The sequence below is a fragment of the Paraburkholderia lacunae genome (assembly GCF_003353175.1).
GTDB lineage: Bacteria > Pseudomonadota > Gammaproteobacteria > Burkholderiales > Burkholderiaceae > Paraburkholderia > Paraburkholderia lacunae.
In genome coordinates this window covers 156,321-177,628 of record NZ_QHKS01000014.1, presented here as the reverse complement: position 1 = coordinate 177,628, position 21,308 = coordinate 156,321, and the positions used below count along the sequence as shown (strand labels likewise).

The following is a 21,308-nucleotide window of genomic DNA, read 5'->3' as shown; positions in this document are numbered from 1 at the left end:
CGGATTTCAGGCGGTGGTTCAGGCGGTGGTTCAGGCGGTGGTTCAGGCGGTGATTCAGGCGGTGATTCAGGCCGTGATTCAGGCCGTGGTTCAGTCTGTGATTCAGGCCGTGGTTCAGGCTGTAATTCAGCCCGCAGTTCAAGCCGTGACTCAGGCCGTACGTGTACTCAGCAGATGATCGAGCAGATGCGTCGCCGTCAATGTCAACGCATGGCGGTCGCGCATGCAGATCACAAAGCGTCGCTGCGCCCACGCGTCGCGCAGCGGGATCACCGCGAGGCCGTACTCGTCGGCGGCATGACGTGACACCGCTTCGCGCGGCAGGATCGCGACGGCCAGGCCCGCCTGGATGAAACGGTAAGCGGCGTCGAAGGTCGACACGTAGGTGCGGTAGTTGAGCTCGCCGCCCTTTTCGAGCGCGATGCGCTGCATCAGCGCGTTCACCGACGCATTCGATGAAAGCCCAAGATGTTCGAATGCCAGCGTCTGCTCGAAGCCGATTTCGGTCTCGCCTGCGAGCGCGTGATCGCGCGGCACGATCAGCGCGAGGTGGTCGGAGCGATACGGCAACACGTCGAGACTGCCCATCGGCACCACGTCGCGGCAGATGCCGAGATCGGCGACGCCCTCTTCCAGGCCGCGCACGATCTCCGCACTGACGCGCTCTTCGACATCCACGCGAATCCGCGGATTGGCCTTCAGAAACACCGACAACGCTTCGGGCAAGAACTCGACCATCGACGACACGTTCGCCAGCACCCGTACGTGGCCGCGCGCACCGGCGGCATATTCGCTGAGCTCGGCTTGCAGCCGTTCGTGGCCGCGCATGATCAGCCGCGCGTGCCTGAGTAGCGCCTCGCCTGCGGCGGTCGCGCGCACGCCGCGCTGGCTGCGCAAGAGCAACGCGACCTCGACGAGCGCCTCGAGATCGGCAAGCCGCCTGCTGACGGCGGACGGCGCGATGAACTCGCGCTCGGCAGCGCGCGCAATCGTGCCTTCCTCGCAGACCGCGATGAACAGGCGCAACGTCACCTGATCGATTTGCCACATGAACGGACGCGCCTCGGGTGTTTGAAGTGGAAAGACGAGGTGGACAAGCGAAGTGGGGAAAATTATGCCCGAGGAAAACGGCGGCCGAACCCAAGTCAGGGTATTCACGCCCGCCGCGCGCTGCGTTGCGCAGGTTTTCCGCGCGCCGCCTTGCTGGAAACTTTCGGTCTGGCTATGCTGACGCACGCGTGCGGCGTGCTCAACGCGTGCACAGCTCGTGCGCAGCGCCGCACCACCAGGACCCACGCAAACGGCGCCGCACGAGACACGGCCAGTCAACGCAATCAACCAGGAAACGCCATGTCCACCACCAGCCTCTTCTTCACCGCCGCGGGCGTCGGCCTCGCCATCGCGGCGCCCGTCGGCCCGATGGGCATGCTGTGCATCCGCCGCACGCTGACCGGCGGTCCGCGCGCGGGGCTGGCAATCGGCTTCGGCATCGCCAGCGGCGATGCGGCCTACGGTTTGATTGCGGCACTTGGGCTGGTCGGCATTTCGCAGTTCATGCTCGCCTACGATCGGCCCTTGCATCTCGCAGCGGGTCTGTTTCTGCTGTACCTCGGCTTGCGCACATTGCTGCAAAGGCCGCCCGCCGATACGCCGAACGGCGACGGCAAGCTTGCGCAGATCGGCCGCGCCGGCGCGCTGCGCGCGTACGCCAGTTCGCTGCTGCTCACGCTCACCAACCCGCAAACCGTCATCATGTTCGCCGCGTTGTTTACGACGCTGGCGCCGCGCGGCGCTTTTTCATCGGGCATCGCGCTGACGACGGTCAGCGGCGTGTTTTGCGGCTCGATCGCGTGGTGGTGTTTTCTCGTCACCGTGGTGTCGCTCGCTCGCCACGCGATCGGCAGCAAGCTGCGGCTCGCGATCGACCGGATCGTCGGGATCACGCTGGCGGCATTCGGCATCGTCGAAGTTCGCCGGGCGCTTTGAGCGGCCGCTGTTGGGGAGAGGGCATGGAGCGTCGGAGAAAGACGCGCGTGAACCTCCGCTGAAGCCGCGCCGATAGACGTCTTTATACGCAAGCGCGGCAGTTTTGCGACAATAGCGCCTTTCGCCACGCCGACAACGCGCCTGTCCATCGACCATCGAAGCCAGGCACATGCCGGCATTGCCACCCAACCTACTCAACCCACCCGACCGCCAGCGGTCTGCTCAATGGCCTTTCCCCATATCGATCTGCTGTATTCCGTATCCGGCCTGTTCGTCGGCTTTCTGGTCGGACTGACGGGCGTCGGCGGCGGCTCGCTGATGACGCCGATCCTCGTCCTGCTGTTCAACGTGCACCCGGCCACCGCGGTCGGCACGGATCTGCTGTACGCGGCCGCGACCAAGGCGACCGGCACGCTGGTGCACGGCCTGAAAGGCTCGGTCGACTGGCAGGTCACGCTGCGTCTGGCCGCCGGCAGCGTGCCGGCGGCGACCGTCACGCTGCTCCTGCTGCATCGTTACGGGATGGACACGCCGGGCGCGAGCCGGCTGATCCAGATCGTGCTCGGCGTGGCGCTGCTGGTGACAGCCGTCGCGCTGGTGTTCCGGCCGCAGCTCGCGGCCCTCGGTGCGCAGCGCTTGCGCGAGCCGAACCAGGGCCGCACGCTCGCGCTGACCATGCTGACCGGCGCGGTGCTCGGCGTGCTGGTCTCGCTGACTTCGGTGGGAGCGGGCGCGATCGGCGTGACGGTGCTTCTGCTGCTGTATCCGCTGCTGCCGACCACGCGCATCGTCGGCTCCGACATCGCGCATGCGGTGCCGCTGACGCTGCTGGCAGGCGCCGGCCATTGGCTGCTGGGTTCGGTCGACTGGTCGATGCTGTTGTCGCTGCTGGTCGGGTCGCTGCCGGGTATCGCAATCGGCAGTTATCTGTCGTCGCGCGCGCCCGATGCGCTGCTGCGCAACCTGCTCGCCGCCACCTTGACGCTGGTCGGCGTGCGCCTCGTGCTGGCCTGAACGCCGGGCCAGAGCGGCGCGCCGGTTACTTGAAGAAACGGCAGGTCAGATCGGTCTCGAACTGCCGGACCCATTGCCCGTGCTGGTCGCGATAGCACTGCGCCCAGCCGCCGCGCCGCACCGTGACGAGGCGCTCATGCGCGGCGTCGTCAGGATCGGCGCAGGCGCTGATGTCAAAATGCGCCGGCGCGAAGCCGTGCCGAGCGCACACGAGTTCGAAAGCCGCCCGGTCGCCGATTGGCAGATCGGTGTAACGCAAAAACGTGGTTTCCATGGCCTTGACTCCGGTTCCCCTTGCAGCAAGGTACGCCACACGACGGGTCAATTGTGTGTCATAGCGCACACCGGGCGGTCCGTTGCCGTGCCGCCCGCGGCCTCGAAGTGCCCCGATCCATCATCACCGTTTCAAAAATCGCCGCTGCCAAAAATAATACGAAAAAAAACGGGCTCCGACCGCTTGCCGGAACCCGTTTGCTGACATGCATCAAGATGGCGCACGGGGGCAACCCATCGCACGCTCCGTGAGCGTGCCGCACAGGGCGCCTCGCGGCGCCTCACGGACTTGTTGCGCGTCTTGCCCCTCGTGCCACCCGCTTACTGCTGCTCGACGCTCAGCTTGTTCGACACCGACGTCACACCCGCGACGCCCTTGGCGACGTCGCCCGCCTTGTCGATCTGGCCCTGGTCAGGCACCGAACCCGTCAGCGTAACCGCGCCCCCGCGAGCGCGCACCGCGATGTTCGACACGTCGATGCCTTGCGCCTTGGCGAGCGCGCCGCGCACCTTGCGGCCGAGCTGGCTGTTGGCCTTCTTGGCGGTCTTGGCGCTCGCAGCCGGGGCGGCCATGGCGCCGCTTGCCTCCGCATCGCTTGCCTGAGCGTACACGTTGCACGCCACCACCATCGCCACCACCGAACCCAGCGTCTTCAGAAAACCGACCGATTTCATAATTTCTCCTTTTGCTTCACATTGGACCGCATCTACCAAGCGGCTTCGTTACGACTACCGGCGGCCGGGCCCGGGCGCGACAAGGCGCGGCTGAGCGACGGCCGACTATGCTGCAACACGGTGAGCGAGAGGCGAGAGAGGCCGGCCGCCGTTGCCGCGCGCGATGACTGGCATGCGCTGCGGCAGGAAGGCCGGCAAGCCGCGAAGTCCGCCAACGCGCCCGGTTCTCCTATGTCGTGCCGGGTCGCGCTGCGCAAACGTCTAATCGCGGCAGCGATGCACAATTTAATCTAGCCGGGCCAGAAGCGCAAAGGGTTTAGTCATGCGTCGGGCGTGGAGCCGACGCCGCCGATGCGTAGTGAATCCCGCCGTCACGAGAAACTCAGGTACCATCGGCCCGGACGCGCGCCGCCGTCTGACGGCCCGGCATCGAGCCGGCCATGGCGAGAGCGCCTCGACTTGCGCTACGCTAAAAGCGTTGCCGCATCCTTGTTCACCTTCGACCGTAGCCGTCACGTCATCCGATGAAGCCTTCCACCGGCCGCAAACGCCGTCCCCGCCTCGTTGCCCGTTTCGTCGCGATCTCCTGGCGCGATCTGGCGGTCTCGTTCGGCCCGATCCTGCTGGTCGTCGTCGCGGCGATATGGGTCGCCGTGCGGCTGATCCAGCCCGCCCCGCCTAGTACGCTGACGATCAGCGCCGGTCCCGAAGGCAGCACGTTCTGGACCGCCGCGCAAAAGTACAAGACCATTCTGGCGCGCAACCGCATCACCTTGAACGTGTTGCCGTCGGAAGGCTCGTTGCAGAATCTCAAGCGCCTCTCGGACCCGAACTCCAACGTCGATGTCGGCTTCGTGCAGGACGGCGTCGCGCCCGGCCCGGTCAGCGACGGTCTGACGTCGCTCGGCAGCGTGGCGTATATACCGCTGGCGATTTTCTATCACGGCCCGACGGTCATGCGGCTCTCCGAATTCAAGGGCTCGCGTCTGGCTGTCGGCGCCGAAGGCAGCGGCACGCGGGAACTGGCGCTCGCGCTGCTCAAGTCGAACGGCATCGAACCGGGCGGCGCCACTAAACTGCTGCCGCTCTCCGGCGACGAGGCCGCGCAGGCGCTCATCTCCGGCAAAGTCGACGCCGCCTTCCTGGCCGGCGATTCGGCGCAGCCGGCGGTGATGGGCAAGCTCTACCGCACGCCCAACGTACAGTTCTACGACTTCACCCAGGCCGATGCCTACACGCGCCGTTTTCCGTATCTGACGCAGCTCGTGATGCCGATGGGCGCGTTCGACCTCGGCAAGAATCTGCCGTCCGCGCCGATTCACATATTGGCGCCGACCGCCGAACTGGTGGCGCGCGACTCGCTGCATCCCGCGCTCTCCGATCTGCTGATCGAAGCGGCGCGCGAGGTGCACGGCAAGGCGAACATCATGCAGCGGGCCGGCGAGTTCCCCGCGCCGCTCGCGCACGATTTCCCGATCAGCGACGACGCCGCGCGCTACTACAAGTCGGGCAAGGGCTTCCTCTACCGGATCCTGCCGTTCTGGCTCGCGAGTCTTGCCGACCGGTTGCTGGTGGTCGTGGTGCCGCTGATCGTGTTGCTGATTCCGGCGCTGCGCCTCGTGCCGTCGCTGTATGCGTGGCGGGTGAAGTCGCGCATCTATCGCTGGTACGGCTCGCTGATCGCGATCGAACGCAGCGCGCTCAGCGAATATTCGGCCGCCGAACGCACCACGCTGATCGAACGGCTCGACGCAATCGAGGACTCGGTCAACGGCCTGAAGATGCCGCTCGCTTATGCGGATCAGTTCTACGTGCTGCGCGAGCACATCGGCTTCGTGCGCGAGCGGCTGACGCATGGCCGCGAGGTCCAGCGCGACGCGTCGGCCGAGCCGGGCGAAGCGGATGAAGCAGATGAACCGGGCGATGGACCCACGCCACTCGAGGCACACGAGGCAAACGAGGCAAATCACGCGGCCGAAACAGGTGAAGCGCGGGAGAGCGGCGAGGCGGGCGCCAAGGCGCACGAGTCGTCGGACGAGCGCCCTGCATGAGGGCCGGCATCGCCCGCGCCCACCCGGGCCTGACGTGCACGGCAACGGCAGTCCGCCGGCTCCTCGCCAATTTGACCGCTGCAAGCAGCGGCCGCACCGCGTAAGATCATTACAATTCCGACGGTTTAGCAGAGGCGCGCAGCAGACGCACACCGTTCGGAGCAGGCAATCCGGGAGACATCCATGACCGTTGGCATCGACGCCGCGCAACCGCTGTGGTTTTACGATTTTGTCTCGCCGTTCACCTACCTGTTGCTCGAGCAACACGACAAATGGCCGGGCTTCGACTTCGCCTTCACGCCGGTCGTGCTGAACGACCTGTATCGCCACTGGGGTCAGCGGCCGGCTTACGGCGTGCCCGCCAAGCGTGTGTTCATGTACCGGCACGCGCTGTTTCGCGCGGAGCAGCTCGGCATTCCGTTCAAGATGCCGCCGGCTCATCCGTTCGACTCGATGAAGCCGCTGCTGCTCGCCACCGCGGCGAAGGCCGACATCCTCTTCGTGCGCGAGATCTTCCGTTTCATCTGGCGCGAAGGCCGCGATCCGTCGAGCGACGCAGCGTTCGCCGAACTGTGTGAACGCGTCGGCCAGCCGGACGGGCCCGAGTTGATCAGGAGCGAAGCGGCAAAGGCGCAATTGCAGCGCAACACGACCGATGCGATCGGCCTCGGCGTGTATGGCGTGCCGACCTTCCGTCTGAACGATCAATTGTTCTGGGGCGAAGACGCGCTGCCCATGGTGCTGTATTGCGCACGCTCGCCGGGCTGGCTCGATTCGGAGGAAGTGAAGCGGGTCAGTTCGCTGCCGTCGGGCCTCGTGGACAACTAAACGTCGGCAAAGCGAAAGCTTCGTGCGAATCGGGCACGCCGCGGTAGGCAGCGGCAGGCGACGGCGTGCGATGACGTGCATCAGGGCGCCGAAAAAACCGTGCTGATGCCGGCCATACCGCGCCCGCTATGGCCGGCACACCGCAAACGGGCCTAAGGTTATAACCTTTACAACCTTAGACCCTGCGCTCGCGAACCGTCGTGCGGGCGGCTCCGTACGACGCGTCACCTGAGCCCGATCCGCTTGCTCCGCCTCGCCTGAATCATGGACGACACCGCCGCCTCCCTCGACATCTGGCTCGTGCGCGTGCTGCGCACGCTGCTGGTCGAGCGCAGCGTCACGCAAACCGCGCTGCGTCTGAACCAGACCCAGCCTGCGATCAGCACCGCGCTACGCAAGCTGCGCGAAACGCTGAACGATCCGATCCTCGTGCGCGGCAAGTCGGGCATGGTGCCGACCGAATACGGCGAATCGCTGCTCGCGTCCGCGCAACGCGTGCTGCGCGAGGTCGATTTCGTCGCCACGCCGCACGGCGATTTCGATCCCGGCCGCTCGCGCCGCACCTTTCGCGTGGCAGCACCGGATTATCTGAACGACTTCTTCATGCCGACCGTGATCGCGCAGTTTCGCGAGGCGGCGCCGCACGCGCGTCTGGAAATCGATTCGCTGAGCCCGATGCTCGATCACTCGGCCGCGCTCGACGCGGGCGAACTCGATCTCGTGATCGGCAACTGGCCGAAGCCCGATCCGCGCTTCGAGCGCAGCGATCTGTTCTCCGACACGGTGGTGTGCCTGATGCGCGCCGATCATCCGCTCACGCGGGCGCCGTTGACGCGTGAAGCGTATCTGGCTGCCCCGCATCTCGCGCCGACGCCTTATAGCGGCGCGCGCGGCGGCGCCATCGACATCGGCTTCGCGCGAGCCCGTGCCGAGCGGCGCATCGTCGCCACGCTGCCCTACTTCGGCCTCGTGCCGCAAACGCTGCTGCAATCGGATCTGATCTTCACCACCACGCGCCGCTTCGCGACGCACTACGCGAACATGCTGCCGCTGGCGGTCGTCGAAGTGCCGATTCCGTTTCCGCGCATCAAGTGCTATCAGTTGTGGCATCCGCAACCGGATCGGCCGAGCGACGTCGGCTGGCTGCGGAATTTGATGTCGCAAGTGTCGGAGGGATTGGTGGCGCAAAAGACGCGGCGCGTGAAACGGCCGCGGGAAAAGAGGACATCGGAAGTGTCGGGTGCCACAGGAAGTGGAAACTGTGCCAGGTAAGTGAAAAAGTGCAGCCGCGGAAAGTGAAAAGATCGCCCAAGGGCTGAGCGAATGAGCGCTGGGTGGCCAGGCCCGCTGTTCGGAAGGTCTGTTGCGGCGCCCAGGCCGGAGACGGCCGACGGGCTGCCTATCTCTACACGGCCATTGTCGCGTCCGGCTCAGATCGACCCCGGAACGGACTTCTGGGATAACCCATGCAGCGGCGGTGCTTCCCGAGGTGAAGCGGCCATTCTCCGACCGACGGCTTAGGACCTAAGCGTTCTCCACCAAGGCGGGTGTTTGAATTGGTGTCACTACACGTTTACGCCATCGGCCAACCTAAGCGCCGGGGAAAAAGTCTGCCGACCAAATACCATGTGAAGAAGCCGGGGTGATTTAGCAGCACGTTCGAGCGTTTGCTACATCGCGCAAAAGTGGTTGTTATCCGGTTACAAACCCGGAAGCGGACTCACGCTGCGTACCCTGTCAAATGTCGGCAAGCGTCGGTTGGATAGTGTATGTCCATGCTATGTCCACGATCTCACAATTCAATTGGGGGTTCGGCCTGACAGGCACAGCGAATGCTTCACCTGCGTCGTGTCGTCGCCAACTGTGGAGTCACCGCGGAAAAGCACGCCGGATGGCGACTCTGGCCACCCGTCCGGATCGGCCAGGAAGATGGCGAGCGTTTTCATACTCAAAGGCCTACGATAGAAAACCTGGTACACCGCTCCCATTGCCGTGGCGAAACCAGGGGGTCGAACACGCAGAACGGCCCCGCGGCTCATTTCGACGAGCACTCCGTAAGGGGACGGCACATGAACGTAGTGAATGGAAGGATCAGACGAAACGATCCGACGCGTGTTGTAATGTTCAGACAGGCCGAGCTTGCGCATTCGGGTGCAGGTAGCCCGGATGCAGACATCAAGGCCGCACTGCCTGCGCGGGGCAGACGCCTTGCGCTTTGGGTTGCGTCGGCAAGCGCATTGGCTGTCGGGGTCATGGGTATCGTCGCGTATGGCGATCGGTTCGACTATGATCAGGCGCTCGGGATCATCGGACCCACGTCGCCAGCGCAACACACGTCTTGGTCCGGTCATGTCGCGCTACCATCGTCGCCTCCCGCTCGCGGAACCGCGGTTGCCAGTGCTGAGCTCACCCCGCCTGTGTCTTCCGCTCCGTCCGAGCACCGCGCTGAACCTACTCCGGATTCTGCTGCGCCGCAGTCGGTTACACGAGGGCCTGGTCAAGCAAGCTTTGCCGCCACACAGAGTCGCCGGCATTCGGCGCCGCACGTGAGAGCAATCGCGCGACATGCGCCCGAGATCACCCGACCCACATCGCCAACGCAACAAGCGCCTTCGTCCGGTCATGTCGTGACATCATCGTCACCTCCTGCCCAGGGAACTGCAATTGGCAGTGCTGAGCTCGCCCCGCCCGTGTCTTCCGCTTCGTTCGATGACCGCGGGGCACCTTCTCCGAATTCTCCTTCACTGCAGCGGGCTGAAGGACAGCCTGCAGGCGGTCACGGCGGAGGCGGTTCGGGCGCAGGCGGTTCGGGCGCAGGCGGTTCGGGCGCAGGCGGTGTAGGCGCAGGCGGTGCAGGCGCAGGCGGTTCGGGCGCAGGCGGTGCGGGCGCGGGCGGTGCAGGCGCAGGCGGTGCAGGCGCAGGCGGTGCAGGCGCAGGCGGTTCGGGCGCAGGCGGTGCGGGCGCGGGCGGTGCAGGCGCAGGCGGTGCAGGCGCAGGCGGTGCAGGCGCAGGCGGTGCAGGTGCAGGCGGTCACGGCGCAGGCGGTTCGGGTGCAGGCGCAGGCGGTGCAGGTGCCGGCGCGGGCGGTGCAGGTGCCGGTGCAGGTGCCGGTGCAGGCGCAGGTGCAGGCGCAGGTGCAGGTGCAGGCGCAGGTGCAGGCGCAGGCGCAGGTGCAGGCGGTTCGGGTGCAGGCGGTCACGGCGCAGGCGGTTCGGGCGCAGGCGGTTCGGGTGCAGGCGGTCACGGCGGAGGCGGGAACGGCGGAGGCGGGAACGGCGGAGGCGGAGGCGGGAACGGCGGAGGCGGGTCAAGGTAATCGGCCGCCTTGTTTTCAGCCGCCCTTTCGTGCAAGAGACGAAGGTCATGCCGACTACCGGACGGGTAATCCCAATTGATCAGACGGCCAGTTTTCACTAGCTGCGGGACCGCACAAGAAGAAACGTCAACGTCGGCGCGCCGACGTTTTCTGTTTGCCTGTCTGGTTCGACTATCTGCTTCGACTGCCCAAACCGACCCCTCAGACGCTCGCGCAGAGCTTGTGCGTCGCCGCCTGGGCCACCGCCTGCCGCGCGCGAACGCGCAGCAGTTCCGCGCACACCGCGACCGCAATGGCCGGCGGCGCCTTGTCGACGATACCCGCCACGCCGATCGGGCAAGTCATCTCCACCAGCCGATCCAGATCCACACCGCGATCCAGCAGGCGGCGCTCGAATTTCACGCGCTTGGTCTTCGAGCCGATCATGCCGAAGTAGGTGAAATCGCGCCGCCGCATGATGCGCTCGGCGAGCGAGAAATCGAGCGCGTGATTGTGCGTCATCACGAGGAAGTACGCGCCGGACGGCGCCGCATCGACGATCGCGTCGGGTGTGTCGGTTGCCTCGATCTGCACGTTGGCGGGGGTTTCGTCGGGGAACAGTTCATCGCGTTCGTCGACCCACTGGACGACGCACGGCAAGCCCCCGAGCAGCGTGACGAGCGCATGGCCGACGTGGCCCGCGCCGAACAGTACGACGTGCATCGGCGCCGCAGGCGCCGCTTGCACGGCGCTGCGCCGGCCGATCTGAACGGAAGAAAAGTCGTTCATGGCGATCACCATTGCATTGAGTATTTTATCGCTGCGGCTACTGCCGTGCCGCCGCTGTCGCCGCCCGCACCGCGCCGACAGCCTTGAGGATTTCCTCGCTCGTCGCGGGCGCGTTCAACGGCGGATTGACCTGGTGGCCCCCCACTGCCGACACCGCATCGCGAATCGCAAAGAACACCGAGAACGGCAGCAGCAGCGGCGGCTCGCCGGTCGCCTTCGAACGATGGATGCTGTCCTCCGCATTGCGGTTCCTGAACAACCGCACATTAAAGACCGGCGGCGTATCGTTGACGGTCGGAATCTTGTAGGTGGACGGCGCATGCGTCATCAGCTTGCCGCCGGCGTTCCACCACAGTTCCTCGGTCGTGAGCCAGCCCATGCCCTGGATGAACGCGCCTTCCACCTGGCCGACATCGAGCGCCGGATTCAGCGACGCCCCTACGTCATGCAACGCGTCCGCACGCAGCACGCGCATTTCGCCGGTCAGCGTGTCGATCACGACTTCCGACACAGCCGCGCCGTACGAGTAGTAATAGAACGGCCGGCCTTGCAGCTTCGACTGATCCCAGTAGAGCTTGGGCGTCGCGTAGAAACCATCGGACCAGAGTTGAATGCGTGCGACGTAGGCCTTCGCGATCACTTCCTCGAACGGCACCACGATATCGCCGACCAGCACGCGGTCGTGCGCGAAGCGCACGTCGGCGGCGCTCACCTGTCCTGCGCCGAAGCGCTCGGCCGCAAATGCCGACAGACGTTCGCGCAACTGCCGCGCCGCATCCTGCGCGGCCTTGCCGTTCAGATCGGAGCCCGTCGATGCCGCGGTGGCGGACGTATTGGCGATCTTGCTGGTGTCGGTGGCCGTGACCCGAATACGGTTGAAGCCGACGCCCAGTTCATGCGCGACGACCTGCGCGACCTTCGTGTTCAAGCCCTGGCCCATTTCGGTGCCGCCGTGGTTCACCAGCACCGAGCCGTCGGTGTAGATGTGCACCAGTGCGCCGGCCTGATTGAAGTGCGTCACGTTGAACGCGATGCCGAACTTGACCGGCGTGAGCGCGAGCCCCTTCTTCAGCACCTCGTTGTTCGCGTTGAACTCGTTGACCGCCGCGCGCCGCGCCCGGTATTCGCTGGTCGCTTCGAGTTCGTCGATCAGCTCGTGAAGCACGTTGTCTTCGACCACCTGACCGTACGGCGTCTGGTTGCGCTCGGTCTTGCCGTACAGATTGCGGCGGCGCACGTCGAGCGCATCTTCGCCGACCGAACGCGCGACGTTGTCCATGATGTACTCGATCGCGAACGCGCCTTGCGGACCGCCGAAGCCGCGGAACGCGGTATTCGACTGCGTGTTGGTCTTGCCGCAGAAGCCGTCGATCGTCACGTCGGACAACCAGTACGCGTTGTCGAAGTGGCACAGCGCACGCGTCATCACCGGACCGGACAGGTCGGCGGAGAAACCGCAGCGCGAAGTCATGTCGACCGTCACGCCGTCGATCACGCCCTTGTCGTCGTAGCCCACTTCATACGTGTAGTGGAAATCGTGGCGCTTGCCGGTGACCATCATGTCGTCGTCGCGGTCCGGACGCAGCTTGACCGGGCACAGCAGCCTCCACGCGGCGAGCGCCGCGCAGCACGCGAACAGACCCGATTGCGATTCCTTGCCGCCGAAGCCGCCACCCATGCGCCGGCATTCGATCAGCACGTTGTGCGACGCCACGCCCAACGCGTGCGCGACCATGTGCTGCATTTCGGTCGGATGCTGGGTCGAACAATAGACGTGCATGCCGTCGTCGTCCTTCGGCACCGCATAGGAAATCTGGCCTTCCAGATAGAACTGCTCCTGCCCGCCGAGCAGCATTTCACCCGCTTCGCGATGTGCCGCGCGGGCGATCTTCGTGTCGGCTTCGCCGCGCGCGAGTTTCATCGGCGGCAAGACGTGCTGGTTCGCGGCGCGCGCCTGCTGCGCGGTAAGGATCGCCGGCAGCTCTTCAAAGACGACTTCGGCACGGCGCGCGGCCAACCGCGCCGCTTCATGCGAAGTCGCGACGACGATGAACATCGGCTGGCCGACGTATTGCACGACACCGTCGGCGAGAATCGGGTCGTCGCCGTGGATGATCGGGCCGACGTCGTTGACGCCGGGGAAATCGCCCGCGGTGAAGACCGCGACCACGCCGGGGGTCGCGCGCACCTTGCCGAGCGACATCGAGACGATCTTCGCGTGCGCTTTCGGCGACAGGCCGAGCGCGGCGTGCAACGTGCCGGCGAGCGTCGGAATGTCATCGGTGTAGGTCGCCCGGCCGCTCACGTGCAGATGTGCGGATTCGTGCGGACGCGAGATGTGCACCTGGGTAAAGTCTTCCTGGTCCTGAAGGTCTTTCAGAAACGGCTCGGCATGCTGATTCATTGTTCTACTCTCCGTATCCTTGTGGCTTCTCAGGCGCTCGCCGCGGCGACCGCGCGAACATCCAGCGCGCTCTTCGGCAGCGGATTGGTCGGACGCGTTTCGAGCCAGAAGCGGTACAGCGTGTTCTTCGCCGCTTCGAGGCGATAGTTGCTGGTGGCGCGCATGTCGGAAAGCGGCGCGTAGTCGTTGCCGAGCGCGAGCATCGCGGCCTGCGCGGTGGCTTCGTGCCAGTCGGCGTCGCGCAGCACGGCCTCGCCGTGCGTGGCGCGCTTTGGCGTGGCGGCCATGCCGCCGAATGCGATGCGCGGCTCGCGGATCACGTTGCCGTCGGCGATGAACGAGAACGCCGCGCACACGGCCGAGATATCCGAATCGAAACGCTTCGAGAGTTTGTAGGTGCGAAATTGCAGCTTGTTGCGCACACCGGTGCGCGTCGGCACCTTCAGCCCGACGACGAACTCATGCTCCGCCATGTCCTTCTTCTGATACGCGAGGTACAGATCTTCGAGCGGCAATTCGCGTTCGATCTCGCCGCCGCGCACGATCACGCGCGCACCCAGCGCGATCAGGCCCGGCATCGAATCGCCGATCGGCGAACCGTTCGCGATGTTGCCGCCGAGCGTGCCGGCATTGCGGATCGGCAGCGACGCGAAGCGTTGCCACATTTCAGTCAGCTCCGGATACTGCTTCGCGATCTCCGCGTAGGCATTCTCGACGGTGACGCCCGCGCCGATCTCGATCCAGTCGCCGCTGGTTTCGAGCTTCTGCAACGCCGCGATCTGGCCGACATAGACGATGTTGCCGAGCTCGCGCATCTGTTTGGTGACCCACAGGCCGATGTCCGTGCTGCCGGCGAGAATCCGCGCGGCGGGTTCGGCTTCCTTGATCTTTGCGAGCGCTTCGACCGTGCGCGGCGCGGCGAACTGCTGACCGGCGTGCTCGTAGTGAAACGTGCCGCTGCGCTCGAGCGTGGCAAGCGTGCCGGCCAGCGCGCCGACATTGACCGGCGCTTTCGGTGCGGGCGCTTCGAACATGCGCACGGCCGCGTCGACGATCGGCCGGTAGCCCGTGCAACGGCACAGATTGCCGGTCAGCGCATTGCTGATTGCTTCACGCGACGGCACGGTCTTGTTCGCGCAGCTATGTTCGTGGCCGTGCTTTTCGTACAGCGACCACATCGACATCACGAAACCCGGCGTGCAGAACCCGCACTGCGAGCCATGACACTCGACCATCGCCTCCTGCACCGGATGCAGCGAGCCGTCCGGCTGACGCAGGTCTTCGACGGTGAAAAGCGCTTTGCCGTCGAGCGTCGGCACGAACTGGATGCAGGCGTTGACCGCCTTGAAGTCGACGCCGCCCTTCTCGTTGCGCTCGCCGATCACGACCGTGCACGCACCGCAATCGCCTTCGGCGCAACCTTCCTTGGTGCCGGTGCAGTGCGCGTCCTCGCGCAGATACTGCAGGACCGTGCGGGTGACGGGCGCGTCCTTGATCTCGCGGATCGCGTTGCGGTGGTAGAAGCGAATCGGCTCAGTCATGTGTCGTTACTCTCGAATGTTCTGTGTCCGTGGGACGTGCTGCGGTGACGGTTCGAAAACTATCACCGTCAATAAATACAACCCATAGCGGGGATCGCATGCGGGACATATCCGCAAAACGATATAGAGATAGGTTTGACGCGCGGTTGGCTTATGTCGATCGGACCGTTTTGCCATGTTTTTTAAATTTCTGTTGATTTATGGCCAACAGCTTGTGGACGTTCTACCGCGGCAGGGGCGGACATTGACATGTGCGCCGCGGAAACGGATCACTTTATCAATCTGGCACCGTTATTCGGGCCGTAAAATTATTAAGCGCCTTCTGCAAGGGAATCGGTTCCATGGGAAAATCGCGGTTTCCCGCCGTTTTCAAGTCTCGTTTTCCCCATGTCCACCGACTCAGCGACGCCTCGCAGCGAATTTGCGACGACCATGCAGATCATTCCGGTCGTCTTTTTCACGTTTCTTTGCTACCTGACGATCGGAATTCCGCTCGCCGTGCTGCCCGGGTACGTCCACGACGACCTCGGCTACAGCGCGGTGCTGGCCGGTGCGGCGATCAGCGTGCAATACCTGGCGACGCTGGCATCGCGGCCCCTCGCAGGCCGCACGGCGGACACGCTGGGTCCGAAGCGGACGGTGACGATTGGCTTGCTGGGTTGCGGAGCGAGCGGAATCTTCCTGCTGCTGGCGGTGTTGTGCGCGCACTGGCCGGTGTTGAGTCTGGTCTTGCTGGTGTGCAGCCGCCTCCTGCTCGGCTTTGGCGAAAGCCTGTGCGGGACGGGCGCGATTCTGTGGGGGATTGGCCGCGTGGGCACGAGCAACAATGCGCGGGTGATTTCGTGGAACGGCATCGCCACTTATGGCGCGCTGGCTGTCGGTGCGCCGCTCGGGGTAGCGATCGCGCACACGGTTGGGTTTGCCGCGCTGGGCATTCTGGTGATTTTGCTGGCGGCGCTCGGGTTTTATCTGGCCCGGCCGATCGCGCCCGTGCCGATCGTGCACGGCGAGCGGATGTCTTACCGGAGCGTGTTCACGCGGGTATTGCCGCACGGGATTGGGTTGGCGCTCGGTTCCGCCGGCTTTGGGTCGATTGCTACTTTTATCACGCTGTTTTATGCGGCGAGGCACTGGCCGAATGCCGCTTTGTCGCTGACGGTGTTTGGCACGCTGTTTATCGGCTCGCGGCTGTTGTTTGCCAATACGATCAAGACCTACGGCGGGTTTCGGGTCGCTATTGCTTCTTTTTCGTGCGAGTGCGTTGGGTTGCTGATGTTGTGGTTGGCGCCTGAACCGCATATTGCCCTTGCCGGGGCGGCGTTGACCGGGTTTGGGTTTGCTCTGGTATTTCCCGCTCTGGGTGTCGAAGCCGTCGGGCTCGTGCCGCCCGCCAGCCGCGGGGCTGCCTTGTCGGCTTATTCCGTGTTTCTCGACCTCTCTCTTGGCATTACGGGGCCGTTGGCTGGGTATATTGCCGGCGAGTTCGGCTATGGGTCGGTGTTTCTTTTTGCGGCGGTTGCCGCTGCCGCGGCGGTTGGGCTTTCTACGCTGCTCTATTTGCGCAATGCCAAGGTGCCTAATTTGCCTGCGGCGCTTTGAATTTTTTTGCCCTGCGCAGCGCTATGGGTTGTTTGCCCGCGGCGCCGATCTTTGCTTGCCTTGCGCGGCGCACAGACAACAGCGCCGCGAAGGCAAAAAGCTAAAAACCTATGACTTCCCCCCGGAAAGGCTGAATTCCAGGGCCGCCACGCCAGCCGGCAAATCAACCTTAACGCCGAGATCGACCATCGTCCGGCCAAGCGCGTGCAACGTGCGAAAAAGATTATGCTCGCGGCACTGCTCCCCCATCTGCCCGATCCGAACAATCGGCAGCCCGAAGGAGCCGGATATCTCGACTTGATGCTGCCGCGAGATATGCGCGCACACGTCCCCAGGACTCAGCCCGACGGGCACTTCAATCCCGACGACAGAATTCAACCGGCAAGCCGCAGGCGCATACAACTGCAAGCCCAAGGCCGTCACCCCCTCCTGCAACGCCAAAGAACACTTCAGATGCCGCGCAAAGCGCTTTTCCAAAGTCTCGGCGCAAACCAGCCGTAAAGCCTCATGCAAAGCCAGCACGCCCGACACAGGCGCGGTGTAGTGATAGCCGGCGTTGTGCCAGAAATTCTCGGCGAGCGAAGCATCCAGACACCAATGCGCATTGGGCGCCGTACGCCTCTTCACCCTCTCCCAGGCAGCGTCGGAAAACGCAATCAGGGACACCCCGGGAATCGACGACAAGCCCTTTTGTCCGCCGGTAATCACCGCATCGATCCCCCATGTGTCCATCTCGAGCGGCATCGTACTCAACGTGCACACCGCGTCGACGATCACGAGCGCGCCCGCGGCCTTCGCCAACGCCGCAATGTCCTTCAAGTGATAGTTCCACACCGTATTGGACGTCTCGCCCTGCACCACGGTCACGATCTCCGGGCGCTCGCGGCGGATCGCCTCGGCAATCTGGTCGAGGCTCGCCACCGAGCGGTCGGCGACCTCCAACGTCGTCACCTGCGCGCCGACGCGCCGTCCCATCTCCGCCATGCGCTCGCTGAAAAAACCGTTCTTGATGCTCAGCACCCGCGTGCCTTCCCACGCGAGATTGGAGATCGCCATTTCCATCGCGGCCGAACCCGGGCCGGCCACGCCCAGCACCCATTTCGAATTCGTCTGGAACACGTAGCGCGCCATCGTCTTCACCTGGCCGATCACCTTCACCATCGTGCCGCCCAGGTGATTGATCACGACCGTGTTGGCCTTGGCGACGGCGGCGGGAATCGGCACGGGGCCGGCGCCCATCATCAGCAAAGGCTCTTCGGGAAGAATGGCGTCGAGCGATTCGACAACCGGACAGGGCACAGCAAAGGAAGCGGAACTGGATGATGAAGTCGGCATGATCGATACGTGAATGTCAGAGCGCAAAGGAGCAAACGGCCTCGCCAACAATGACACTGGCGAGGCCGCTCAGCCGATCATTCACCGATCCGCGCAATTGCGCAAGTTTTTTGACTATGCTTCACCGCCCGGAAACGTCGATCAATGTACAGATCAATGCGTCATTCCACGTTGCTCCTGCCGAGTTTCTTGCTGGTAGCCGCGTTTTCGAAGATCACTCGAACCTGCCGCTACAGGACGACGTGCTGGCCCGTCTGCTGATGTTTCCGAACGTGATCGTCACCGCGCGCGAGGCGTTCTTCACGCGCGAAGCGATGAGCGAGATCGCACAGACCACGCTCGATAACGTCGCGGCATGGCAGGCGGGTAGGCCGCGCAAAGTGGTGCAGGCGCGCGGTTAGGCGGACGCTCAGGCCGGGCGCAGCTCGCCAGGTGCAAGCGGCTCTGCGGCGGCTCTGGCCGGGGGCGCCCAGACGGAGCGCCCAGCCGGGCGCTCCCGGCTAGTCGCCGGCTTCCACCGTGGTCGAGCGAATCGCCGTGCGGGCGTCGTCCGCCGCGCCGCAGACTTCGCGCAGCAACGCCGCCTCGCGCTCGTGCACTTCCACCGGAAACCAGCGCGCGCCGGCATCGGCCAGATAGCGCGCGCGATGCTGGCCATTGCGAAACGCGACGACGCCCTCGCGCTCCAGACCCAGCCAGCCCAACAGACCCGGCGCGCGACGCGTCGTGACGGTCACGTACGGCATCGCCGGAATGCGCGGGTTGTCAGGATCGAGAAACTCGCGGATGCCGCGCATCTTGCCCGAATGCCATTCGGCGACCGGCTTCAGCACGTAATCGGTATCGTCGCGATCCGCGCACGCGAGCAGCTTGCGCGCATCGACCAGTACCACTTGATGCCGCGTGCCGTCGGCGACGAAGACGCGCCTCAGGCGCACATGGTCGTACCATGGATGGTCATGCAGAGGCACGACCCAGACCGACTCGGCGGAGGCCGGCGCGGCGGCGGACGATGGGTTGGACAAAGGCAAAAGCAGGCTCGATAAGCCAGCGCGCAAGCGCCAGCGAGTTAGAAGAGCGCCTACGCTACGAGTCGATTGTGTAAGAAGCATGACAAGCCAATGGTTTAATCGCCCGGCATCGGCGGGCGTCCGCAGGTCTGACGGAGGTAACGATGATATCCACCCAAAATTTCACTGACCACGTGCGCATCGAGGCCAATGAGACCACCGGCGTCGCCACCATCGTGCTCGATCGTCCGGCCCGGCGTAATGCGGTGGACCGCCCTACCGCCGATGCGCTCAGCGCCGCCTTCCGCTGCTTCGAAGCGGAGCCCGCGTGGCGCGCGGCGATACTGTTCGGCGCGGGCGGCACCTTCTGTGCCGGTGCGGACCTCACCGCGCTCGCCGACGACACGCGCCGCAACGAACTGCACGCCGACGGCAGCGGCCCCGGCCCAATGGGACCGACACGCATGGCCTTCAGCAAACCGGTGATCGCGGCGATTGCCGGATACGCCGTCGCGGGCGGTCTGGAACTGGCGGCGCTGTGCGACCTGCGGGTGGTCGAAGAAGACGCGGTGCTCGGCGTGTTCTGCCGCCGTGTCGGCATTCCGCTGATCGACGGCGGCACGATCCGGCTACCGCGCCTGATCGGGCTCTCGCGCGCATTGGACCTGATTCTGACCGGCCGCGCCGTGCATGCCGAAGAAGCGCTCAGCTTCGGTCTGGCCAACCGCGTCGTGCGCAGGGGCGAGGCACGCACGGCGGCCGAACAGTTGGCCGCCGAGCTGGCGGCGTTTCCGCAAGCGGCGCTGCTGGCCGACCGCCGCTCCGCGTTCGAGCACAGCATGCTCGACGATCTCGCCGACGCGCTGCGGCGCGAAGGCGCCGGCGGCTATCAGGCGGTGTTCGACGAAGGCGTCGCGGGTGCCGAGCGTTTCGCCGCCGGCGCCGGCCGCCACGGCGAAACGCTCGGCCCCGGCGGCAACGGCGGCTAGGGCCGGCCAAGCGCTGGTCAAACACCGGTCAAGCGTCGGCCAACCGCTGGTCAAACACCGGTGAAGCGCCCATCAAGGGCCAGTCAAACACCCGCCGTACATCGGGCCATTGCCGATTAAGCCCGCCCCGCCGCGTCTTTCAGCGAAAAACAACAGTCCGCATCACGTTCAGCAAAGGCCCAGCAAAGCCGTTTTGACTTAGGTAGAATCCCTTACTGTTTACCCCTTACACGGCGTATGCGCTTTTCGCCCCGAAAACGCGCGCCAGCCGCGTGGCGCTCCCCGCCCCGCCGATTCTCGCTCCATCATCATGCCTTTACCCCTGCTCGCTCTTGCCGTTGCCGCTTTTGGAATCGGTACCACTGAATTCGTGATCATGGGCTTGCTGCCCGATGTCGCGCGCGACCTGGCCGTGCCGATTCCCGCTGCCGGCATGCTGGTGTCGGCCTACGCGCTCGGCGTCACGATCGGCGCGCCGATCGTCGCGATCGCAGTGGCGAACATGCCGCGCAAGAAGGCGCTGATGAGCCTGATCGGCGTGTTCATCGTCGGCAATCTGCTGTGCGCGGTCGCCCCAGGCTACGCGGTGCTGATGGCCGCGCGCATCGTCACAGCGTTCTGCCACGGCGCGTTCTTCGGCATCGGTTCGGTGGTCGCGGCCGGTCTGGTGGCGCCGAACCGCCGCGCGCAAGCGATCGCGCTGATGTTCACCGGCCTCACGCTCGCCAACGTGCTCGGCGTGCCGCTCGGCACCGCGCTCGGCCAGGCGGTCGGCTGGCGCGCGACCTTCTGGGCGGTCACCGGCATCGGCGTACTGGCCGCGGGCGCCCTCGCCGTGTGCCTGCCGTCGAAAATCGACATGCAGAAGGCCAGCCTCGTGCGCGAATTCAGTGTGCTGAAGAATCCGCAAGTGGTGATGGTGCTCGGCATCAGCGTGCTCGCGTCGGCCAGCCTCTTTTCGACCTTCACGTACATCACGCCGATTCTCGAAGACGTGACCGGTTTCACCCCGCATGCGGTCACGCTGGTGCTGCTGCTGTTCGGCCTCGGCCTGACGGTCGGCAGCACGCTCGGCGGCAAGCTGGCCGACTGGCGGCTGATGCCGTCGCTGGTGGCATTTCTGCTGGCGATCGTCGTGATCCTGACCGTCTTCACCGGCACGATGCACGCGGAGATTCCGGCGCTGATCACGATCTTCGTGTGGGGCATCCTGGCCTTCGCGATCGTCCCGCCGCTGCAAATGTTGATCGTCGACCGCGCGAGCCATGCGCCGAATCTGGCATCGACCCTGAATCAGGGCGCCTTCAACCTCGGCAATGCGACGGGCGCCTGGCTCGGCGGCATGGCGATCGGCGCGGGCGCGCCGCTGACGACCTTGCCGTGGGTCGGCGTCGCGACCTCGATCGGCGCGCTGGTGTTGACGCTGTGGTCGGTGTCGATCGATCGGCGTACGCAACGGATGGCCGTGCCGGGTTAAGCACTGACGCGGCTGCCGGAGCGCCCCGGCCGCCCTGGAAC

Annotated in this window: 18 protein-coding genes and 1 pseudogene; 10 read left to right on the top strand and 9 right to left on the bottom strand. The window is 65.2% G+C overall.

Translation table 11 applies throughout. The features are described from left to right. Positions 1–150: 150 nt before the first annotated feature. On the bottom strand, positions 151–1,050 hold the full coding sequence (locus tag DLM46_RS22345; RefSeq protein WP_115103904.1) for a LysR family transcriptional regulator: 900 nt from the start codon (positions 1,048–1,050) through the stop codon (positions 151–153). Positions 1,051–1,350: 300 nt separating this feature from the next. Here DLM46_RS22345 and DLM46_RS22340 point away from each other — a divergent pair, with 300 nt between their 5' ends. Together DLM46_RS22340 and DLM46_RS22335 are read left to right on the top strand one after the other, a co-directional pair. Then, entirely contained in the window at positions 1,351–1,986 is a 636-nt protein-coding gene (locus DLM46_RS22340) for a LysE family translocator (RefSeq protein WP_115103902.1), read from the top strand. A 225-nt stretch (positions 1,987–2,211) separates the two neighbouring features. Next, complete coding sequence (locus DLM46_RS22335; protein ID WP_115103899.1) at positions 2,212–3,000, top strand: sulfite exporter TauE/SafE family protein; 789 nt, start codon at positions 2,212–2,214, stop codon at positions 2,998–3,000. A gap of 25 nt (positions 3,001–3,025) precedes the next feature. Here the strand turns inward: DLM46_RS22335 and DLM46_RS22330 are convergent, their stop codons facing one another. After that, a complete protein-coding gene (locus DLM46_RS22330; RefSeq protein ID WP_115103897.1) occupies positions 3,026–3,274 on the bottom strand; it encodes a hypothetical protein in 249 nt (82 codons plus the stop codon). 320 nt (positions 3,275–3,594) lie between these two features. Beyond that, the gene (locus tag DLM46_RS22325) at positions 3,595–3,948 is read right to left on the bottom strand and encodes a BON domain-containing protein (protein ID WP_115103894.1); all 354 of its coding nucleotides are present in this window, start codon (positions 3,946–3,948) and stop codon (positions 3,595–3,597) included. 524 nt (positions 3,949–4,472) lie between these two features. On the opposite strand from DLM46_RS22325, the gene DLM46_RS22320 reads away from it, so the two are divergent. From DLM46_RS22320 to DLM46_RS22310, 3 genes are all read left to right on the top strand, one after another. After that, complete coding sequence (locus tag DLM46_RS22320) at positions 4,473–5,999, top strand: TAXI family TRAP transporter solute-binding subunit (protein WP_115103892.1); 1,527 nt, start codon at positions 4,473–4,475, stop codon at positions 5,997–5,999. A gap of 183 nt (positions 6,000–6,182) precedes the next feature. Next, positions 6,183–6,827, top strand: coding sequence for a 2-hydroxychromene-2-carboxylate isomerase (locus tag DLM46_RS22315; RefSeq protein WP_115103889.1), 645 nt, complete (start codon positions 6,183–6,185; stop codon positions 6,825–6,827). A gap of 264 nt (positions 6,828–7,091) precedes the next feature. Continuing rightward, on the top strand, positions 7,092–8,099 hold the full coding sequence (locus DLM46_RS22310; protein ID WP_115103887.1) for a LysR substrate-binding domain-containing protein: 1,008 nt from the start codon (positions 7,092–7,094) through the stop codon (positions 8,097–8,099). A 527-nt stretch (positions 8,100–8,626) separates the two neighbouring features. Here DLM46_RS22310 and DLM46_RS39570 read toward each other — a convergent pair. Next, the gene (locus tag DLM46_RS39570; RefSeq protein WP_165848043.1) at positions 8,627–8,773 is read right to left on the bottom strand and encodes a hypothetical protein; all 147 of its coding nucleotides are present in this window, start codon (positions 8,771–8,773) and stop codon (positions 8,627–8,629) included. A 904-nt stretch (positions 8,774–9,677) separates the two neighbouring features. Here DLM46_RS39570 and DLM46_RS39565 point away from each other — a divergent pair. Continuing rightward, complete coding sequence (locus tag DLM46_RS39565; RefSeq protein WP_165848042.1) at positions 9,678–10,223, top strand: hypothetical protein; 546 nt, start codon at positions 9,678–9,680, stop codon at positions 10,221–10,223. Between the two features lie 122 nt (positions 10,224–10,345). On the opposite strand, the gene xdhC is transcribed toward DLM46_RS39565, so the two are convergent. From xdhC to xdhA, 3 genes are read right to left on the bottom strand one after another with little or no spacing between them, the layout of a single operon-like run. Continuing rightward, a complete protein-coding gene (gene xdhC, locus DLM46_RS22305; protein ID WP_115103961.1) occupies positions 10,346–10,912 on the bottom strand; it encodes a xanthine dehydrogenase accessory protein XdhC in 567 nt (188 codons plus the stop codon). Between the two features lie 37 nt (positions 10,913–10,949). After that, positions 10,950–13,316 carry a xanthine dehydrogenase molybdopterin binding subunit gene (gene xdhB / locus DLM46_RS22300; protein ID WP_115103885.1) on the bottom strand — a complete coding sequence of 789 codons (2,367 nt, stop codon included), beginning with the start codon at positions 13,314–13,316 and terminating at the stop codon, positions 10,950–10,952. Positions 13,317–13,345: 29 nt separating this feature from the next. After that, entirely contained in the window at positions 13,346–14,857 is a 1,512-nt protein-coding gene (gene xdhA, locus DLM46_RS22295; RefSeq protein WP_115103883.1) for a xanthine dehydrogenase small subunit, read from the bottom strand. A 387-nt stretch (positions 14,858–15,244) separates the two neighbouring features. Between xdhA and DLM46_RS22290 the strand changes: the two genes are divergently transcribed. Then, on the top strand, positions 15,245–16,456 hold the full coding sequence (locus DLM46_RS22290; protein WP_115103880.1) for an MFS transporter: 1,212 nt from the start codon (positions 15,245–15,247) through the stop codon (positions 16,454–16,456). A gap of 108 nt (positions 16,457–16,564) precedes the next feature. Here the strand turns inward: DLM46_RS22290 and DLM46_RS22285 are convergent, their stop codons facing one another. Beyond that, positions 16,565–17,791: a pyridoxal-phosphate-dependent aminotransferase family protein gene (locus DLM46_RS22285; protein WP_115103878.1), complete on the bottom strand. Its 1,227-nt coding sequence runs from the start codon at positions 17,789–17,791 to the stop codon at positions 16,565–16,567. A 194-nt stretch (positions 17,792–17,985) separates the two neighbouring features. On the opposite strand from DLM46_RS22285, the pseudogene DLM46_RS22280 reads away from it, so the two are divergent. Then, positions 17,986–18,192, top strand: a pseudogene (locus DLM46_RS22280) (2-hydroxyacid dehydrogenase); the annotation flags it as partial. Between the two features lie 99 nt (positions 18,193–18,291). Here the strand turns inward: DLM46_RS22280 and DLM46_RS22275 are convergent. Next, positions 18,292–18,903 carry a plasmid fertility inhibition factor family protein gene (locus tag DLM46_RS22275; protein WP_115103876.1) on the bottom strand — a complete coding sequence of 204 codons (612 nt, stop codon included), beginning with the start codon at positions 18,901–18,903 and terminating at the stop codon, positions 18,292–18,294. Positions 18,904–18,965: 62 nt separating this feature from the next. On the opposite strand from DLM46_RS22275, the gene DLM46_RS22270 reads away from it, so the two are divergent. After that, on the top strand, positions 18,966–19,790 hold the full coding sequence (locus DLM46_RS22270; protein WP_115103874.1) for a crotonase/enoyl-CoA hydratase family protein: 825 nt from the start codon (positions 18,966–18,968) through the stop codon (positions 19,788–19,790). 310 nt (positions 19,791–20,100) lie between these two features. Next, entirely contained in the window at positions 20,101–21,267 is a 1,167-nt protein-coding gene (locus DLM46_RS22265) for an MFS transporter (RefSeq protein ID WP_115103871.1), read from the top strand. Positions 21,268–21,308 lie beyond the last annotated feature (41 nt).